At 65.2% G+C, this 18,744-nt stretch carries 17 protein-coding genes; 13 read left to right on the plus strand and 4 right to left on the minus strand.

Annotated features, from left to right (window positions below):
* The first annotated feature begins 1 nt into the window (after position 1).
* From denD to ACFDR6_RS09215, 10 genes are all read left to right on the plus strand, one after another.
* Positions 2-988, plus strand: coding sequence for a D-erythronate dehydrogenase (denD, locus tag ACFDR6_RS09170; protein ID WP_212086787.1), 987 nt, complete (start codon positions 2-4; stop codon positions 986-988).
* Positions 989-1,011: 23 nt separating this feature from the next.
* Positions 1,012-1,980 (plus strand): sugar kinase, encoded by a 969-nt coding sequence (locus ACFDR6_RS09175; RefSeq protein WP_375858096.1) that lies wholly within the window; start codon positions 1,012-1,014, stop codon positions 1,978-1,980.
* Positions 1,981-1,997: 17 nt separating this feature from the next.
* A complete protein-coding gene (gene eda / locus ACFDR6_RS09180; protein WP_317239876.1) occupies positions 1,998-2,648 on the plus strand; it encodes a bifunctional 4-hydroxy-2-oxoglutarate aldolase/2-dehydro-3-deoxy-phosphogluconate aldolase in 651 nt (216 codons plus the stop codon).
* 59 nt (positions 2,649-2,707) lie between these two features.
* Positions 2,708-3,877, plus strand: coding sequence for an acetyl-CoA acetyltransferase (locus ACFDR6_RS09185; RefSeq protein WP_212086782.1), 1,170 nt, complete (start codon positions 2,708-2,710; stop codon positions 3,875-3,877).
* A 115-nt stretch (positions 3,878-3,992) separates the two neighbouring features.
* Positions 3,993-4,199 (plus strand): hypothetical protein, encoded by a 207-nt coding sequence (locus ACFDR6_RS09190; protein WP_212086780.1) that lies wholly within the window; start codon positions 3,993-3,995, stop codon positions 4,197-4,199.
* Between the two features lie 128 nt (positions 4,200-4,327).
* Positions 4,328-5,527, plus strand: coding sequence for a CaiB/BaiF CoA transferase family protein (locus tag ACFDR6_RS09195; protein WP_375858097.1), 1,200 nt, complete (start codon positions 4,328-4,330; stop codon positions 5,525-5,527).
* Positions 5,528-5,672: 145 nt separating this feature from the next.
* Complete coding sequence (locus ACFDR6_RS09200) at positions 5,673-6,809, plus strand: thiolase family protein (protein WP_375858098.1); 1,137 nt, start codon at positions 5,673-5,675, stop codon at positions 6,807-6,809.
* Positions 6,806-7,165 carry a Zn-ribbon domain-containing OB-fold protein gene (locus ACFDR6_RS09205; protein WP_375858099.1) on the plus strand — a complete coding sequence of 120 codons (360 nt, stop codon included), beginning with the start codon at positions 6,806-6,808 and terminating at the stop codon, positions 7,163-7,165. Before ACFDR6_RS09200 ends, ACFDR6_RS09205 begins: the two co-directional genes overlap by 4 nt.
* Positions 7,166-7,647: 482 nt before the next feature.
* A complete protein-coding gene (locus ACFDR6_RS09210) occupies positions 7,648-8,175 on the plus strand; it encodes a carboxymuconolactone decarboxylase family protein (RefSeq protein ID WP_375858100.1) in 528 nt (175 codons plus the stop codon).
* A gap of 26 nt (positions 8,176-8,201) precedes the next feature.
* Positions 8,202-8,504 carry a nucleoside triphosphate pyrophosphohydrolase family protein gene (locus ACFDR6_RS09215; protein WP_212086755.1) on the plus strand — a complete coding sequence of 101 codons (303 nt, stop codon included), beginning with the start codon at positions 8,202-8,204 and terminating at the stop codon, positions 8,502-8,504.
* Between the two features lie 69 nt (positions 8,505-8,573).
* Here the strand turns inward: ACFDR6_RS09215 and glsA are convergent, their stop codons facing one another.
* The 4 genes from glsA to ACFDR6_RS09235 form a co-directional block, all read right to left on the minus strand.
* Complete coding sequence (gene glsA, locus ACFDR6_RS09220) at positions 8,574-10,421, minus strand: glutaminase A (RefSeq protein WP_317239872.1); 1,848 nt, start codon at positions 10,419-10,421, stop codon at positions 8,574-8,576.
* 21 nt (positions 10,422-10,442) lie between these two features.
* Positions 10,443-12,518 carry a TRAP transporter permease gene (locus ACFDR6_RS09225; protein ID WP_375858101.1) on the minus strand — a complete coding sequence of 692 codons (2,076 nt, stop codon included), beginning with the start codon at positions 12,516-12,518 and terminating at the stop codon, positions 10,443-10,445.
* Positions 12,519-12,748: 230 nt separating this feature from the next.
* The gene (locus tag ACFDR6_RS09230; protein WP_317239870.1) at positions 12,749-13,915 is read right to left on the minus strand and encodes a TAXI family TRAP transporter solute-binding subunit; all 1,167 of its coding nucleotides are present in this window, start codon (positions 13,913-13,915) and stop codon (positions 12,749-12,751) included.
* Positions 13,916-14,082: 167 nt separating this feature from the next.
* Positions 14,083-14,304, minus strand: coding sequence for an acyl-CoA carboxylase biotin carboxyl carrier protein subunit (locus ACFDR6_RS09235; protein WP_212086734.1), 222 nt, complete (start codon positions 14,302-14,304; stop codon positions 14,083-14,085).
* 94 nt (positions 14,305-14,398) lie between these two features.
* Here ACFDR6_RS09235 and ACFDR6_RS09240 point away from each other — a divergent pair, with 94 nt between their 5' ends.
* The 3 genes from ACFDR6_RS09240 to ACFDR6_RS09250 all read left to right on the plus strand — a co-directional run bounded on the left by ACFDR6_RS09240 (position 14,399) and on the right by ACFDR6_RS09250 (position 18,730).
* Positions 14,399-15,373, plus strand: a complete 975-nt coding sequence (locus ACFDR6_RS09240) for an IclR family transcriptional regulator (protein WP_212086731.1) — start codon at positions 14,399-14,401, stop codon at positions 15,371-15,373.
* The gene (locus tag ACFDR6_RS09245; RefSeq protein WP_212086728.1) at positions 15,303-16,862 is read left to right on the plus strand and encodes an acyl-CoA carboxylase subunit beta; all 1,560 of its coding nucleotides are present in this window, start codon (positions 15,303-15,305) and stop codon (positions 16,860-16,862) included. The genes ACFDR6_RS09240 and ACFDR6_RS09245 overlap by 71 nt, the downstream gene beginning before the upstream one ends.
* Positions 16,863-17,032: 170 nt before the next feature.
* Complete coding sequence (locus tag ACFDR6_RS09250; protein ID WP_375858102.1) at positions 17,033-18,730, plus strand: GMC family oxidoreductase; 1,698 nt, start codon at positions 17,033-17,035, stop codon at positions 18,728-18,730.
* Positions 18,731-18,744: the final 14 nt, after the last annotated feature.

Genomic DNA, 18,744 nt, shown 5'->3' on the forward strand with positions numbered 1-18,744 from the left:
CTTGCACGTTCTGGTTCTCGGTGCCGCCGGCATGGTCGGCCGCAAACTCTGTGAACGGCTGTTGCGCGACGGCCGGCTCGGCAAGACCGACATCACGAAACTGACCATGCACGACGTGGTCGAGCCGAAGAAGCCGGAGAAGGCCGGTTTCCCCGTCGAGACGGTGTCGGGCGATTTCGCCGTGCCGGGCGCGGCCGAAAAGCTGATCGCCGGCCGCCCGGACGTGATCTTCCATCTTGCCGCCATCGTCTCCGGCGAAGCCGAGCTCGATTTCGACAAGGGCTACCGCATCAATCTCGACGGCACCCGAATGCTGCTCGATGCCGTCAGGCTCGTTGGCGGCGGCTACAAGCCGCGCGTGGTCTTCACGTCCTCGATCGCGGTGTTCGGCGCGCCGTTCCCGGATGCGATCGGCGACGAGTTCTTCCATACGCCGCTGCTCAGCTACGGCGCCCAGAAGGCGATCGGCGAACTCCTGCTGGCCGACTATTCGCGCCGCGGCTTCCTCGACGGTATCGGCATTCGCCTGCCGACCATCTGCATCCGGCCCGGCCTGCCCAACAAGGCGGCATCGGGCTTCTTCTCCAACATCCTGCGCGAACCCCTGGCGGGCAAGGAAGCGGTTCTTCCCGTCTCCGAGGACGTCCGCCACTGGCATGCGACGCCACGCTCCGCGGTGGGCTTCCTGCTCCACGCCGGCACGATGGATCTGGCCGCGGTCGGCCCGCGCCGCAATCTGACTATGCCGGGCCTGTCGGCGACGGTCGGCGAGCAGATCGCCGCGCTGAAGCGGGTTGCGGGCGAGAAGGTCGCTGCCCGGATCAAGCGCGAGCCGGATCCGTTCATCGTCGGTATCGTCGGCGGCTGGCCGCGCAATTTCAATGCGAAGCGGTCGCTCGAGCTCGGCTTCACCACGGCCGAGAAGACTTTCGACGACATCATCCGCATTCACATCGAAGACGAGCTCGGCGGCAATTTCGTCGCCTGATCTCTGACTGCGCGGGTCACATGATGGCGAGCGTTGCTTGCATCGGCGAATGCATGGTCGAGCTCAGGCAGGCCCAGGGGGGCGCGTCTGCGGGGCAGGGGGGCGGCCTGTATTCGCGCGGCTTCGGCGGCGACACGCTCAACACCGCGGTGTACCTCGCGCGGCTCGACGTCAAGGTCGACTATCTCACTGCGCTCGGCGACGACGCCTTGAGCGATGAGATGATCGCGGCCTGGACTGCGGAAGGTGTCGGCACGAGGCGCGTCGTGCGCCTGGCCGGAAAACTGCCCGGCCTCTACATGATCCAGACGGATGCAAAGGGCGAGCGCCAGTTCTTCCACTGGCGCGACAGCGCGGCGGCGCGGCAGCTGATGAGCCTGCCGGAGACGGACGAGCTGCTCAATTCGCTGATGAGCTACGATATCGTCTATCTCTCCGCCATCACGCTCTCGATCTACGATGCTTCGGGGCGGGATCGCCTGTTCGCGGCGATCAAGCGGGCGCGCCTGCTCGGCACCCGCTTCGTGTTCGACACGAACTTTCGCGCGCGGGGGTGGCCGGACCGTGATGTCGCGCGCGAGGCGTTTGCTTCAGCGTTTACGGCCGCCGACATCGTGCTGACCTCGACCGAGGATCTGCTTGCGCTGTATCCCGGCGAGAGCAACGAGCAATTGATGGCGCGCATTCCCACGCCCGAGCTGGTGTTCCGGCTTCCTGAGCCCGTCAGCCTGCTGCGCTTCCCCGGTGGCACCCACGAGGTCCGCGCCGAACCCATGACGAACCCCGTCGTCGACACCACGGCGGCCGGCGATAGCTTTGCCGCAGCCTATATCGCGGCCCGGCTGGCCGGTTCCGATCCGGTCGAGGCGGCCCAGGCCGGGCATCGTCTCGCCAGCGTCGTGATCTGCTATGCCGGCGCCATCATTCCGGGCTATGCCATGCCGCCCAAGAAGCGGCACCGGCCGGCGACCACGCGCCAAGCGACCAAGTAAACGAAAAGATCCACGAGATGCCCACTGCTGCCCAACAGAACCACCTCGTCGCGCTATTCAGGGACGCGACCGTCATTCCCGTTCTCACCATCGAGCGCATCCAGGACGCCGTGCCGCTGGCGCGGGCACTGGTCGCCGGCGGCGTCCGCACCCTGGAGGTGACCTTGCGCACCCCTGTGGCGATCGAAGCGGCGAGGGCAATGATGGCCGAAGTGCCCGAGGCGGTCGTCGGTATCGGCACGATCCTCAATCCGGCCGACTTTACCCGTGTCGAGAAGCTCGGCGTCGCGTTCGGCATCAGCCCCGGCCTGACCCCCGACCTCCTCAAAGCCGCCGCCCATAGCTCCTTGCCGTTCGCGCCGGGCATTGCCACAGCGTCCGAGCTGATGATGGCGCTGTCGCACGGCTTCGACGTCGCAAAGTTCTTTCCGGCCGAGCAGGCCGGGGGCATCAAGGGCCTGCGCGCCCTTGGCGGCCCGTTCCCGAACGTGCGGTTCTGCCCGACCGGCGGGGTTGGCGAGGCCAATGCGGCGAGTTGGCTCGCCGAGCCCAATGTGGTGGCGGTCGGCGGCTCCTGGCTGTGCCCGACGGCCGAGATCAGGGCCGGGAACTGGGCCGGCATAACTGCCATCTGCCAGCGCACGCTCAAGGCCCTGAAAGCTGCGTGAAGTCTTGCCATCCCTGGGCTAAGACTTAGCTCAGGAAGAGACCCCAGGGAGAAAAGACCATGACCGCCAGCATCGTCGGATGGGCGCATACGCCGTTCGGCAAGTTCGACACCGAAACCGTCGAAAGTCTCGTCACCCGCGTTGCCAATGAGGCACTGGCCGATGCCGGCATTTCCGCCGGCGATGTCGACGAGATCGTGCTCGGCCATTTCAATGCCGGCTTCTCGCCGCAGGATTTTACCGCCTCGCTGGTGCTCCAGGCCGACCCGAAGCTGCGCTTCAAGCCGGCAACCCGCGTCGAGAATGCCTGCGCCACGGGTTCTGCCGCAGTGCATCAGGGCCTGCGCGCGATCGATGCGGGCGCGGCGAAAATCGTCCTGGTCGTCGGCGTCGAGCAGATGACGCGCACCCCCAGCGCGGAGATCGGAAAGAACCTGCTCAAGGCGTCCTATCTGCCTGAGGACGGCGACACCGTCGGCGGCTTTGCCGGCGTGTTCGGCAAGATCGCCAGTTCCTACTTCCAGAAATATGGCGATCAGTCCGATGCGCTGGCGCTGATCGCGGCCAAGAACCACAAGAACGGCGTGGCCAATCCCTTCGCCCAGATGCGCAAGGATTTCGGCTTCGACTTCTGCCGCGCCGAGAGCGAGAAGAACCCGTACGTCGCCGGCCCCCTGAAGCGCACCGATTGCTCGCTGGTCTCCGACGGCGCTGCGGCACTGGTGCTGGCCGATGCCGAGACCGCCAAGGGCATGGCCAAGTCGATCGGCTTCCGCGCCACCGCGCATGCCCAGGACTTCCTGCCGATGTCCAAGCGCGACATCCTGCAGTTCGAGGGCTGCACGGTGGCCTGGCAGCGCGCGCTGGAGAAGGCGGGCGTGACCCTGTCCGATCTCTCCTTCGTCGAGACCCATGACTGCTTCACCGTCGCCGAGCTGATCGAGTACGAAGCCATGGGCCTGACGCCGAGGGGGCAGGGCGCCCGCGCCATCAAGGAAGGCTGGACGCTGAAGGACGGCAAGCTGCCGGTCAATCCGTCCGGCGGCCTGAAGGCCAAGGGCCATCCGATCGGGGCCACCGGTGTTTCCATGCATGTGATGACCGCGATGCAGCTCGCCGGGCAGGCGCCCGAGGGCATGCAGCTCAAGAACGCCAAGCTCGGCGGCATCTTCAACATGGGCGGTGCCGCGGTCGCCAACTACGTCTCCGTGCTGGAGCCGCTGAAGTAGGATCGCCTCGGGTGGGCACGGGCGCCACGCGCCGTGCCCACTTCTTTGCGTTAAATCATGGTGGGCCTGCCTCGGCCCGTCTTAATGCTCCTGATTGATTTGCAGGGAATGCATCATGAGCACTGACTACGAAGACTCGCTGTCGATGGACGCACTCAACGATCGCATCGCAATCCTCGAGGACAATATCCGCCAGCTCATCGAGCAGGCTGCCGCCGCCTCGGGCGAGCAGAACGAGTCGCGGATCGCCGATCGGATCACCCAGCAGAACGACGAGCTGGACCGGCTCCTCAAGATTCGCGAATCCCGCCAGAAGAAATAGCGGTCGATACCGCCCGCACGATGCATGCCGCCATACGCGGCTCGCCCTTGCGCGGGCCGCGGCGGTGCCCTTAGCTGGACCGAAATCGCGGGGCCGCGCCTTGGCCCTTGCGCAATCGGGAGCGAACGATGGGGCCGCTGAAGGGCATCAAGGTCGTCGACATGACCACCGTGCTGATGGGGCCGTATGCGACCCAGATGCTCGGTGACTACGGTGCGGATGTCGTCAAGGTGGAATCGCTCGACGGCGACGTCACCCGCCTGATCGGCCCGATGCGTCACGCCGGCATGGGCCCGGTGTTTCTCAACACCAACCGCAGCAAGCGCTCGATCTGTCTCGATCTGAAAAAGCCGGCGGGACGCGAGGCCGTGCTGCGGTTGATCAAGGACGCCGACGTGCTCGTCTACAACGTCCGTCCGCAGGCCATGGCCCGACTTCAGCTCGGCTACGACGTCGTGTCCGCGATCAATCCGCGCCTGGTCTATGCCGGCGTGTTCGGCTTCGGCCAGGACGGGCCCTATGCGGCAAAACCCGCCTATGACGACCTGATCCAGGGCGCCACCGCGCTCCCCGCCTTGATGGCTCAGACGGGCGACGGCGTGCCGCGCTACGTGCCGAACGCGCTGGTCGATCGCATCGTCGGCCTCACTGCCGTCGGCGCGATCTGCGCCAGCCTGGTGCACCGCGACCGCACCGGCCGCGGCCAGCGCGTCGACATTCCCATGTTCGAGACCATGGCCGGCTTCGTCATGGGCGACCACATGGGCGGGCTCACTTATGAGCCGCCGCTCGACAAGGGCGGCTATGCCCGCCACCTGTCGCGGGATCGCCGCCCTTACAAGACCTCGGACGGCTATCTCAGCGTCATCGTTTACAACGACAAGCAGTGGGAGAATTTCTTCAAGGCGACCGCGCGCGACGATTTGCGCAACGATCCCAAATTCGCGACCTTCGCGGGGCGTGCCGCCAACATCGACGTCGTCTATGCCGAGCTCGCGTGCATCTTCGAGACGCGCACCACGGCCGAGTGGATCGAGCTGCTCACCAAGGCCGACGTGCCGGTGATGCCGATGCATGACCTTGCCTCGATCCTGCACGATGAGCATCTGGAGGCGACGAATTTCTTCCCGGTCGTGACCCATCCGACCGAAGGGCCGATCCGCAGCATGAAGGTGACGGCGACCTGGTCGGAGACCGAGGCCGAGCCGGTGCGGCTGGCGCCGCGGCTCAACGAGCACGGCGCGGAGATTCTTCGCGAAGTTGGATACTCGGCCGACGAGATCGTGGCCATGGTCCGTGATGGCGTCACGCGGTCGCCGCCGGAGTAGGGGGAGTGATGGCGCAAGCTTTCTCATCCGTCATTCCGGGGCGCGACGAAGTCGCGAGCCCGGAATCCATTTATCCGCACATGCCGCTCGATGGATTCCGGGCTCGGCCCTTTGGGCCGCCCCGGAATGACAGCGGAGTGAGACGATGAGCTTCATCACCGGAATCGGCCTCACACCGTTCGGCAAGCATGAAGGCTCATCCTCGCTCGACCTGATGAGCCAGGCCGCGCAAGCCGCGCTGGACGATGCCGGGCTGACACGCTCGGACATCGACGGCATTCTCTGCGGCTATTCCACCGTCTCGCCGCACATCATGCTGGCGACCGTGTTCGCCGAGCATTTCGGCATTCGTCCCGCTTACGCCCATGCTGTCCAGGTCGGCGGCGCCACGGGCCTCGCGATGACCATGCTGGCGCATCACCTCGTCGACGCAGGCGTTGCCCGTCACGTCCTCGTCGTGGCCGGCGAGAACCGCCTCACCGGGCAGAGCCGCGACGCCTCGATCCAGGCGCTGGCACAGGTCGGCCATCCCGACTACGAGGTGCCGCTGGGCCCGACCATTCCTGCCTATTACGGTCTCGTCGCCAGCAGGTACATGCACGAGTACGGCGTGACCGAAGAGGACCTCGCCGAGTTCGCGGTGCTGATGCGCGCCCACGCCTGCACCCATCCCGGCGCGCAATTCCACGATCCCATCACCGTCGCCGACGTCATGGCTTCGAAGCCCGTGGCGATGCCCCTAAAACTGCTCGATTGCTGTCCGGTGTCCGACGGCGGCGCCGCCTTCGTCGTCAGCCGCGAGCGGACCGGAGAGGCGGGCGTGCGCATCCGCGGCTGCGCCCAGGCCCACACCCATCAGCACGTCACGGCCGCGCCTGCGCTCAGCGAACTCGGCGCAGAAATTTCCATCGCGCGCGCCAAGGAGGCTTGCGGCCTTGCGATCTCCGACGTCCGCTACGCCGCGATCTACGACAGCTTCACCATCACGCTTGCAATGCTGCTGGAGGATCTCGGCCTTGCCGGACGCGGCGAGGCGGCGGCCCGGGTGCGATCAGGTCATTTCGGCCGCGACGGCACGATGCCGCTGAACACCCATGGCGGCCTGCTCAGCTACGGCCATTGCGGCGTCGGCGGCGCCATGGCGCATCTGGTCGAGGCGCATTTGCAGATGACGGGGCGGGCGGCTGGCCGCCAGGTGCGCGACGCTTCGATCGCGCTCCTGCACGGCGACGGCGGCGTGCTGTCGTCCCATGTCAGCATGTTCCTGGAGCGGGTGCGATGAGCGAGCGTCTGGCGGATTGGACCAAGGGCGACGAGGCCATCACCTTTCAGGCCTGCACCTCGTGCGGGCATGTGCAGTACTTTCACCGCGCCTTCTGCGCTTCTTGCGGCCAATCGGATCTGCGCGAGCAGCGCGCCAGCGGCAAGGGCAGAGTCTACGCGACCTCGCTGGTCTGCCGCGCCGCCACGCCCGAGACGCGCGCGCACGTGCCCTACAACATCCTGCTGGTCGATTGCGCCGAGGGATTTCGCATGATGGCGCACGGTGAGAACGATCTCGCGATAGGCGATTCGGTCGTTGCGAGCTTCAGGCCGTTCGCCGGCAGGCTCGTGCCGTACTTTGCCAAAGCGACATAGTGGGATTCGTCATTCGGGGGCGGTCATAGGACCGAGCCTGGAACGGGATTCTGGGCCTGGCCTGTGCGAGGGCCACCCCGGAATGACGAAAACTTCAAAACGCTTAACTCAGCGCCCGTAGAACAAGATGCTGGCGATGACGAGCATCGCCGTCACCGCCAGCATATGCGCGAACGCTCCCGAGGCCGCCCCCTTCGTGGCTTCCTTCATGCCGTTTTCTCCCTAGACTTGGGCGTGACTCATCGTTGTACGGCTAGCGCACCCGACGGCCAATTGTTTTACTCGGAACACCCCACTTGCGAGTACTCACCGCGATTTGTCCCCACGCGGCGAATATCGACTGTGTCAGGGTCGATCAGCAATGCGGCGGCAATTTGACTCGATGATGTTGCTCCTGCGTCGGCGCAAGAATAGAGTTTCGGAGGACTCCCGCCGACAACGACAAAAAGCATCAAAAATTCAGGGAAAACTTCAGGAAAATCATGGCCCGTATCAACTACAGCGATCCGTCCAAGGCGTCCGACCGCACCCGCGAAATTCTCGACAAGAACCGCAACGCCAACATCTTCCGCATGATGGCGCACTCCCCGAGCTATTTCGAGCAGTACTGCCGCCTGGGGGGCGCGATCCGCCACAAGGGCGAGCTCGACCCCGTCGTCCGCGAGCTTGCAATCACCCGCACGGGCATCTTGTGCGAGGCGCCGTACGAGATCGTCGCGCACAAGCGGATCGGCAAGAATGTCGGCGTCACCGACGAGCAGAACGAGGCGCTCGCGGACTGGCCAGCGGCGACGTGCTTCAACGAGGTGCAGCGGGCCGCGCTCGCCTTCACCGACGAGATCGTGACGCTGAAGAAGCCGACGGATGCGACCTTCAAGGCGATCGCATCAAAACTGACGCCGGCTGCCCTCGTCGAGCTGCAGCTCTCGGTCGGCTTCTACATCATGACGTCAAAGTTCCTGGAGACATTCGAGATCGACCTTCAGCCCGTGACGGAAGTGGTGGGTTGATCCGACAGCAGCGGCGAGGGATGCCGATGACGATCGATGAATATGCGGCCTGGGCCGCGAGCATTGCGAAGGTCGAAGAGCATCCATCCAGCGAGCTTCTGTCCTATCTCGGACTTGGCCTTGCCGGCGAAGCCGGCGAGGTCGCCGACCACATCAAGAAGCTGCTGCGCGACGATTGGCTCGACAAGGCGGGTCTGGTCGATGAGCTGGGCGATGTCGTCTACTACTGGGCCTGCCTGTGCGCCGCGACCGGCCAGAAGCCGTCCGAGCTGCTGGAAAAGAGCGCGGCGAAGATCAAGCGGCGGTTGAGCGAGGCGGGGAGTCGGTAGGAAAGGGGGGAGGGAACGCACCTCCATCGAGGCGCCAGGCGCGGCTCATCCCAACCAGTGTTTGATCGCTCACGTCGCCGTCAAGATATCCACCCTCGCGTTGGCGACGATCAGGCGATCGGCCAATAGCTGCGCGAGGTTACGCATGACGCGCTCGCTGGCGCGCGGGTGTTGCTTGCGGAAACGTTCGAACGCCTTCAGTGGCACTTCGTAAGCGGTCGCCGCCATGTCGGCAAAGACGTCGGCCGAGCGCGTCGTCTCCAGCAGTGCCATCTCTCCAAAGGCCATGCCGGCGGTCAGCGTCGCCAGCCGCACGCCGTCGGGCAGCGTGACATGCACCGCACCGCTGCGCAGGAAGAACAGGGAAGAGGCCGGATCGCCCGTGGTGATGATCTTGGCGCCGGCCTGAAAGGTTCGGATCGTGCAGATCGAAGCGAGATCCGTCAGTTCCTCCTCGCTTAGCCCGGCCAGCAACGGCTGCTCGGCAAGCTCGGTGAACTCGTGAAAATCGATCGAACCGCCATAGCGATAAACGATCTGGTCCTCGGCCCATTCAATCGCGGTGTCGAGCAGATAGAAGTCGCGGACGTTCTTCAGCTCGGCGGTCCATTCGCGCAAGCTGTCCCATTCCTTGGAGGCGCGTCTGACGCCTGACAGAACGACGGTCACGTTCAGTGCGGCGAGCTCCTCGAAGGTCTCGGCGACGAGCCGCGCACCGGCGCGCGTGGTCGAGGTGACGCGGTGCAGGTCGAACACGACGATTTGCGGCCGCGGTCGTCCCGCCAGCCGGCGCGAGACGTAGTCGACGGCCGACAGCGACAGCGTGCCGACCAGCTCGATGACCCGCACCTCCTGCTCATGCGCGGCCAGGATTTCGCGCTCCTGCGGCCGGCGCACGCGGCGTGACGGGCTCTTGCCGATATCGTAGTCGGCGATGACGGCGTTGCGGGCATCGTCGCTGCGGTTGAGCATGTGCAGATCGTAGTGCGAGGATAGCGCCTCGCAGACCTTGATGCCGCGCACGCTGTTGCCGTGCTTGTCGAGCTTCGGCGAATAGCTGCCGAGGCCGAGGCGGGCAGGGAGCGCGGCCAGAATGCCGCCGCCGACGCCGCTCTTGGCCGGAATGCCGATGCGGTAGATCCATTCGCCGGCATAGTCGTACATGCCCGACGAGGTCATCACCGACAGCGTGCGCGAGATGGCGTAGGCGCTCAGCACCTGCTCGCCCGTGACCGGATTGATGCCGCGATTGGCGAGCGTCGCCGCCATCACCGCGATGTCGCGCGCCGTGACCAGCACGGCGCATTGCCGGAAATAGACGTCGAGGACCCCCGCGACATTGTCGGAGATCACCGCGTTGGTCTTGAGAAGATAGCCGATCGCCCGGTTGCGGTCGCCGGTCTGGCTCTCGGACGCGTAGACGGCCTCGTCCAGCGCGAGCTCGCGTCCGGCAAAGCGGCCGAGCGCGAGACGGATTTGCTCGAAAGCGTCCGCACCCTTGCTGTCGTAGATCAGCCCGGTGCAGGCGATCGCGCCGGCATTGACCATCGGGTTGAACGGGTGGTTCTCCGAATTGAGCCGGATCGAGTTGAAGGGATCGCCGGAGGGCTCGACGCCGATCGCGCTTTCGACCTTGCCGGCACCCAGAAGGTCCAGCGCCAGCGCGAACACGAACGGCTTCGACATCGACTGGATGGTGAAGGGCACCCTGGAGTCGCCGACCTCGTAGACGTGGCCATCCAGCGTCGCGAGGCTGATGCCGAAATAGGCAGGATCGGCCTTGCCCAGCTCGGGAATGTAATCGGCAACGTGGCCTGAGGTTTCCGCGGAGAATTCGTTGAGGCAATTGTCCAGGAACCGCAGCAAGGGCGGCTTCGAGCGGGACCAGGCGGCGGCGAGAGGCGCGAGCGGTGTCATCGCCTCTCTTGTGCAACGCAATCAGGGGGCGCGCAACCCGTCCGGCACCATGGTCTGCCGCCGGACCAGGACAAGCGCCAGCAGGGCCGTGGGCACGAGGATGGCAAGGCCCATCAGCGTCACCTGCAGCTGCGACAGCGGCATGATTCCCCCGCCCGGCGTCGCCACCACGAAGCCGCCGATCACCAGCAGCACGCGGATCGGCCATTCGAGCGCGCCGGCGCCGCGCAGATCGCCGATGAAGGGCTGGTAGCCCTGGATGCCGCCACAGATGAACAGCGTGCCGAACGCGGCAAGTCCCATCAGGCCAAGGCCGGCGAAGTAGGGGCTCGGTCCCTGCAGCACCAGCGCCGGATTGAGCACGAAGAAGAACGGGATGAAATAGATGATGCTGCCGACCCACATCGATTCCCAGCCGGTCTTCATCGCCGGCGAGCCCGCGATGCCTGCGGCGGCGAACGAAGCGATCGCGACGGGCGGTGTGATCGACGACAGCATGCCCCAGTAGAAGATGAACATGTGCACCGCTATCTTGTTCAGCCCGAGCTTCTCCAGCGCGGGGGCGACCAGGATGGCGAGGAAGATGTAGCAGGCCGTCGTTGTCAGCCCGAGGCCGAGGATGAGGCTGGTGAGGGCGCACATGCCGAGCAGCAGGAAGGCATTGTCGCCGGCAATGTGCAGCAAATCGTTGGCAAGGCTCGACACCACGCCGGTCATTGAGAACGCGCCGATCAGCAGGCCGCACCCGGCGAGGATGCCGACGAGCTCGACGAAGGTGCGGCCGTTGACCTCGAGGAACTTACCGATCGTCGCAAACGTCCAGCGTGTGTCCTTGGAGAAGAACTGGTTCAGCACCAGCAGCAGCGCGGTGGCGTAGAACGGCGCGTGGCTCTCGCGCTTGAAATAGAGCAGCATCACGATCAGCAGCGCGATGACGAAGACGTAGTACCAGCCGTCCTTGATCGTATCCATGACGCGCGGCAGATCGGCGCGCGGGATGCCTTTCAGCCCGTGGCGCGCGGCGTAAGCGTCGACCTGCATGAACAGGCCGACGTAATAGAGCACGGCGGGAATGATCGCGGCGACGGCGACTTCCGCGTAGCTGACGTTGAGGAACTGCGCGATCACGAAGGCGGTCGCGCCCATCACCGGGGGCGCCAGCACCGCACCGGTCGAGGCGCAGGCCTCGATCGCGGCGGCATAGGAGGCGCGGAAGCCGCTCTTCTTCATGACGGGAATGGTCATGGTGCCGGCGGTCAGCACGTTGGAGATGATCGAGCCCGACATCATGCCGAGCAGACCGCTGGCGAAGATGCAGACCTTCGCCGCACCGCCGCGGAAGGTGCCGCACATTGCGAAAGAGAGATTGATGAAGAATTTGCCGGCGCCGGTCATCATGAGCGCAGTGCCGAACACCAGGAAGCCGATCACGGTGTCGGCGAAGGCCTGGATGGGGATGCCGAGCAGGCTCTCGCCTGAGAGCACGTGATAGGCGGTCGCCTGTTCCAGCGTCGATTGCGTGCCGCGGAACGGCCCGAGCCAGCCGGCCTCGGCGAACAGCGGATAGACCGTGAAGGGCAGGACGCTCAAGAGCAGGCTCCAGCCGCCGGTGCGCCTGAGTGCCTCCATCAGCATCACCCACATCACGAGGCCTGCGGCGATGACGCTATTGGGCGCGCCGCCGAACTCCCAGCCGGCCTCTGCCGCCTTGCGCACGTTCGACATCAACACCAGTGCTGCCGCGAACGTTACGACGAAGAGCAACAGGTCGTACCAGGGAATCCGATCGAGCGGTGCGCGTTCCGCGCCCGGAAAGATCAGGAAGGTGAACGGCAGCATCAAGGCGATCAGGAGATAGAAATACTCCGTGTTGAGCTGGGTGTAGCCCATGAAGAAGCGCAGTGAGAATTGCTGGTTGATGCAGAGCAGGATGGTCGCGGCCGTCGCAACCACCAGCATCCAGCGCCAGGCACCGCGCAAGGTGCGCACGCGCGTGACCTCCGCTTCCTGCATGTTCCCGGCGGCGCCGTGCGGATCGTCGAAGACGACCCGCTTGGCCTCGTCTTGCGGGGCGGTGGAGGTGGAAGCAGAAGACATCATTGATCCCGCGCGTGGGTTGTTGGAAGCAAGCTAGGCGAATGGCAGTGTCAGAATCGCTCGCGCCGCGGCTTCAATCTCTCCCGCTTGCGGGGGAGGTCGCGCCGAAGGCGCGGGTGAGGGCTCTCGCCTCCTGGAGAATCCCGCCGAGAAGAGACCCTCTCCTCAGCCCTCCCCCGCAAGCGGGGGAGGGAGCGCGCACCTTCCTCTTGGCGCCGAGAGCGAGTTCATCATTCCTCGAACCCGTTCGGCATGTCGGCCTTCGCAAGCGCCGCTGCGCGCGCCTTCATCCAGCCGTCGAGAAACGACTTGTCGTCCGATTGCGGATTGGACTTGCCGTACTCCGCCCACGCCGCGCCGAGCACCTCCTGCCGCTTGATCAGCTTGTTGTTGTGCGTCTCCTGCGCATCGCTCCACTGCCCGGCTTCCTTCAGCGCCTTCACTGCGCCGGGATGCACCGGCACCACCCAGTTCTTGGTCTGGCGGTCGGCGGCGAGACCTCCGGCGCCGGGCGCGGAGTCCTTAAAGGCATCGTAGTTTACAATCATCGCCTTCGTGATCGCATAGACCTGGTCGGCGGGTTGCGAGGCGTAGGTGACGAAGATCGGGTAGGGGTAATTGCCGAGCTCGACCGGCTTGTCCGGCGAGATGCCGGCGCCGCAGGTCGCCAGCTGCGGAAAGAAGAACGAGCCGACCTTCTGCATCCGCGCCCAGCCTTCCTTGTCCTTGGCCGGCAGCGGCGGCCAGATCAGGCCGCGCGGCGACGTCTCGGCCTCCTTGGCGGGGCCGGTGATGGTGGTGCCGAAGGCGGCATCGACGTCGTTGTTGATCAGCCCTTTCCACATCGCGCCGTAGCTCGCGAACTCGACGGCCTTGACGTCCTTCTGCGTCAGTCCGGCGAAGGCGAGCACCGCGAGCGAGTTCTGGTTCAGCGCGGGCGAGCCGACCACGAAGCCGACACGCTTGCCCTTGAGGTCCTTCAGCTCCTTCACGCCGGTGTCGGCAGCGACAGCGAGCGAGCCGCAATTGCAGTCGACGGACGAGAGCAGAATCTGGAGCGGCTGCGGGCCCCATTCCTTCGACCCGAACTCGAATACGCCTTCCTGCGCGAAATAGGTGCCCGATCCCATCGCCGCGGAGACCGCCCGCTTGGCGCGCAGCGGCGCGAGCCGTGCGACGTCGTTGCCTGCGGGGAGCACGCGCACGTCGGTGCCGAACTTGTCCTTCATCATCTTACCGACGCCGACCGCGATGTTGAAGCCGGCGGTTCCGGTGTCATAGGCCGTGAAGGTCAAGGTCGCCGGCAGCTTGACGTCTTCGGCGAACGCGTAGCGTGTAGACGCAAAAGAAATGCCTGCCACCAAGGCAGGCGCGAGTATGATCAGCCCACGAAGCATGTTTCCCTCCAATGATCCTCGCTTTGCCGCGAAGATTTTCTTTCTTTGTTTGAAACAACGTTTTGTTTGCAGCAGATCATGTCACCGCGATCGAGCGATGGCAACGCCGCACCGTTGCCTGCGCGAATAAGGCTGACAGATTGTCGCGCAGACGACGGATAGAACACTCAGCTCGCGACGGTCGCAACAGCCTGTCCCTCGGCAACGACATCGTCCAGCTTCACCAGCAGCGATGTGATGGTGCCGCTCGCGGGCGAGGACACCGGTATCTCCATCTTCATCGCCTCGACCACCACAATCTCATCGCCATCCGCGACGGTTCCTCCAACCTGCACGGGAGTTGCGCAGATTCGCCCCGCGACCTCGGTGACGATCTTAATTTCTGGCATGCCATCGCCTTTTTGTTGTCGTCGCAAAATGCCTGAGGTAGCGTCGTCTGCAAGTGGAATTTAATTCCGCACAGCGGAACAAACGGTAGGGAACATGGGACGACGATCCGAGCGGTTGAGTAGGCAAGGCATGCTCGCTGGCGATGCCGGCGAGGGAGATGTCATCCAGGTGGTCTCGCGCGCGTTCGACGTGTTGCGATGCTTCGAGGGCCACGATAGCAGGCTCGGCAATCTCGAGATCTCAAATCGCTGCGGTCTGCCGCGCTCGACGGTGTCGCGGCTCACGCACACGCTGACGCGGATGGGACAGCTGGTCTATCTGCCGCGTGATCAAAAATATCGCATCGGCCCGAGCGCGGTGGCGATGAGCGCTTCGATGATGAAGGGCGCGCAGCTGCGCAGCATGATCCGCCAACGACTCCAGGAAGTGGCCGAGCAAGTGCCGGGGACGGTCGGCTTCGTCATCCCCGATCGCTTCCATCTGGTCTATCTCCTGTTCGCGCGCTCGGCGACCGCGCTCGGCCTGCACGAGGGCACCGGCAGCCGCATCTCGATGGCCTCGACCGCCGCGGGCGCGGCCTACACCGCGGCGCTGGCGCCGGAGATCGGCGATGCCTTCATCGCGGACATGGAACGGGAGGCTCCCGAGGCCGCGAAGATCCTGAAGCCGCGCATTGAAGCCAACCGGGAGATGCTGCGCGAGCGCGGCTATGTCGTGGCCTGCGGCCTGTGGAGCCCGCACATCAACGGGCTCGCGGTGCCGATCTGGTCGCCGCAGTACCAGACCTTCGTGGTCATCACGATCGGCCTTCTGTCCGCGATGTACGACGAGGAACGGCTGCATGCCGAAGTCGCGCCGCTGATGCTCGAGCTCGGCCGGTCGCTCAGCAGCCTGGTCGAGGGCGCGGAAGGCGACGTCTTCAACAACCGTATCCCGCGCAAACCGGTCGCAATGGCCGTGCATAACAATAACAAGCCGATCAATTCGGAGGGAGTGAATGAACTGGAAGCCGGAACTCGACGAGCTCGCCCGGCGCGAAGCCTTCGCGCGGGAGATGGGCGGCGTTGACAAGGTCAAGCGACAGCATGACCAGGGCCGGCTGACTGTTCGGGAGCGTATCGACAAGCTGATCGACAAAGGCAGCTTCCACGAGATCGGTGCCGTCTCCGGCATCGGTGAATACGATTCCAGCGGCGAGCTGAAGAAACTGACGCCGGCGAACTGCGTGTTCGGCCGCGCGCGCGTCGATGGCCGGACCGTGGTCGTGGTCGGCGACGATTTCACCGTACGCGGCGGCTCCGCCGATGCGTCGATCTCGGCAAAACCGTTGATGGCGGAGGAGATGGCGCACGACCTCCGTCTGCCCATCGTCCGCATCATCGAAGGCTCCGGCGGCGGCGGCTCGGTCAAGACCATCGAGACCAAGGGCGCTGCCAATCTGCCGGGCGGCATCGGCGGCACGCGCTGGTATCGGTTCACGACGGAGAATCTGTCGCGCGTGCCGGTGGTGGCACTCGGTCTCGGCTCGGTCGCGGGTCTTGGCGCCGCGCGCCTTGCCGCCAGCCACTATTCCATCATGACCAGGAAGTCCGCGATGTTCGTCGCGGGCCCGCCGGTGGTGAAGGCGCTGGGGCAGGACCTCTCGAAGGAAGAGCTCGGCGGCGCCGACATCCAGACCCGCGCCGGCGCGGTCGATCACGCCGTCGACACGGAAGAAGAGGCGTTCGCCTGCGCCCGGCGCTTCCTCTCCTATCTGCCGTCGTCGGTCTACGAGCTGCCGCCGACCTTGCCCTGCACCGACAATCCGGAGCGCAGCGAGCAAGCGCTGCTCAACGCGGTGCCGCGCAACCGCAAGCAGGTCTACAAGATGCGGCCCATCATCGAGTCCGTCGTGGACAAGGGCTCGTTCTTCGAGGTCGGCAAGAACTTCGGCAAGCCGATCATCGTCGGCCTTGCACGGCTCGAGGGCAGGCCGGTGCTGCTGCTCGCCAGCGACAGTTTTCACTACGGCGGCTCCTGGACCGCGGATGCCTGCCAGAAGGTGGTGCGCTGGGTCGACTTCGCCGAGACCTTCCATCTGCCCATCGTCTATCTCATGGATTGTCCCGGCTTCATGATCGGCCTCGATGCCGAGAAGGCCGCGACCATCCGTCACGGCGTTCGCGCGATGGCCGCGGTCAACCAGACCACCGTGCCCTGGTGCACCGTGATCCTGCGTAACGCGTTCGGTGTTGCGGGCGTCGTGCACCAGCCGGCAGACCGCTTCTCGATCCGCTATGCCTGGCCGTCGGCCTATTGGGGTTCGCTCCCGCTCGAAGGCGGCATTGAGGCCGCCTATCGCGCCGACATCGACGCGGCCGAGGACAAGGCGGCGAAGCTGGAGGAAATCCAGGAGCGCCTCAACAAGCTGCGCTCGCCGTTCCGCTCGGCCGAGAAGTTCTGGGTCGAGGAGATCATCGATCCCCGGAAGACGCGCTCGCTGTTGTGCGAGTTCGCCCGGCTCGCCGAGCCCTTGCGCAAGGCCGGTCCGCCGGAGAATTTTTCGATCAGGCCGTAGGCACCTTGTGTCAAGCCGTGACGCTCGTACCCTGGACGCAGCGCAGCAACGCTACGCGTTGCAGCGCGTCCGGGACACGAGAAGCAGGCACCGACGCAATCCAAAGTTCTTCCACGGCAAAACAATAACGCGCTAAGCTCTCCCAACAAGAACAAGAGGAAGCGCCAATCGTGTACGACTTCATCATCGTGGGCGGCGGCTCGGCGGGGTCCGTGCTGGCCCACCGGCTCTCCGCGAAAAGCGCCAACAAGGTCCTGCTTTGCGAAGCCGGACAGGATACGCCGCCCGGCAACGAGCCGGCCGAAATCAGGGACAGCTATCCCGGCACCGCCTATTTCGATCCGCGCTTCCACTGGACCGAGCTGAAGGTCACGACCCAGGTCGTCAGCCACAACAATCCGAATGAAGTGCGTCCTCCCTTACGCAAATACGAGCAGGCGCGCGTGCTCGGCGGCGGCTCGTCGATCAACGGCCAGATGGCCAACCGCGGCGCGCCGACCGATTACGATGAATGGGACGCGCGCGGCGCTGCGGGCTGGTCGTGGGCCGACGTGCTGCCCTTCTTCAGGAAGGTCGAGCGCGACCTCGATTTCGACGGTCCCTTCCACGGCAAGGACGGCAAGATCCCGGTCCGCCGGATTCCGCGCGAGCACTGGACCAGGCATTCGCAGGCGCTCGCCGAGGCGTTCCAGCAGGCCGGCCATCAATATCTGCCGGACCAGAACGGCGAATTCGTCGACGGCTTCTTCCCGGTGACGCATTCCAATCAGGCCGAGCAGCGCGTCTCGGCCGCGATGGGCTATCTCGATCGCGACACCCGCAAGCGCGCCAACCTCACGATCTCCACGGACACGCAGGTCCGGGAACTGCTGTTCGAAGGCACGCAATGCGTCGGGGTGAAGGCCGTTGTCGGCGGGCGCGAGCAGGAGTTCCGGGGACGCGAGATCATCCTCTCCAGCGGCGCGATCCACTCGCCGGCGCACCTCCTGCGCGCCGGCATCGGTCCGGTCGGCCATCTCAAGGACCTGGGAATCCCGGTCCGGATGGGCCTGGCGGGCGTCGGCCAGCGCCTGATGGACCATCCCTCGATTTCGCTGTCGTCCTACATCCGCCGCGGCGCGCGCATGAACGAGCATACAAGGCGCCACATGCAGGTCGGCCTGCGCTATTCGTCGGGACTCGAAGGCGTGCCGAAGGGCGACATGTTCGTCGTCGTGCTCAGCAAGTCGGCCTGGCACGCGGTCGGTGCGCAGATCGGCTCGCTGCTCACCTTCGTCAACAAGACCTATTCGGAGACGGGGCAAGTCAAGCTGGCCTCGCGCGATCCCGCCGCAGAGCCGATCGTCGAGTTCAACCTGTTGTCCGACCGGCGCGACCTCGACCGGCTGATGAGCGGCTTCCGCAAGATGGCGGCCGTCCAGATGAGCGAGGCGGTCAGGGCGGTGACGGACAAGCCGTTCCCCGCCTCCTACACCGACCGCGTGCGCAAAATTGGTGTGGTCAATACGACGAACAGGATCCTGACCACGATCGCCGCGGCCCTGATGGACGGGCCGGCGGCGCTGCGCCACTACATGATCGACAATTTCGTGGTGGAAGGCTTCACCTTCGATCAGGTGATCAACGACGACGAGGCGCTGGAAGCCTTCGTGCGCAAGGCGACGATCGGCGTCTGGCACGCCTCGTGCTCATGCCGCATGGGCCGTGCCGACGATCCGATGGCGGTCGTCGACAATCAGGGCCGCGTCAAGGGCGTGCAGGGCCTGCGCGTCGTCGATGCCTCGATTTTCCCGGTGGTGCCATGCGCCAACACCAATTTTCCCGTGTTGATGTCGGCGGAGAAGATCGCGGCCGCGATGATGCAATGAGCGGCAGCGAGTCC

The organism is Bradyrhizobium tunisiense (assembly GCF_042263385.1).
Lineage (GTDB): Bacteria > Pseudomonadota > Alphaproteobacteria > Rhizobiales > Xanthobacteraceae > Bradyrhizobium > Bradyrhizobium tunisiense.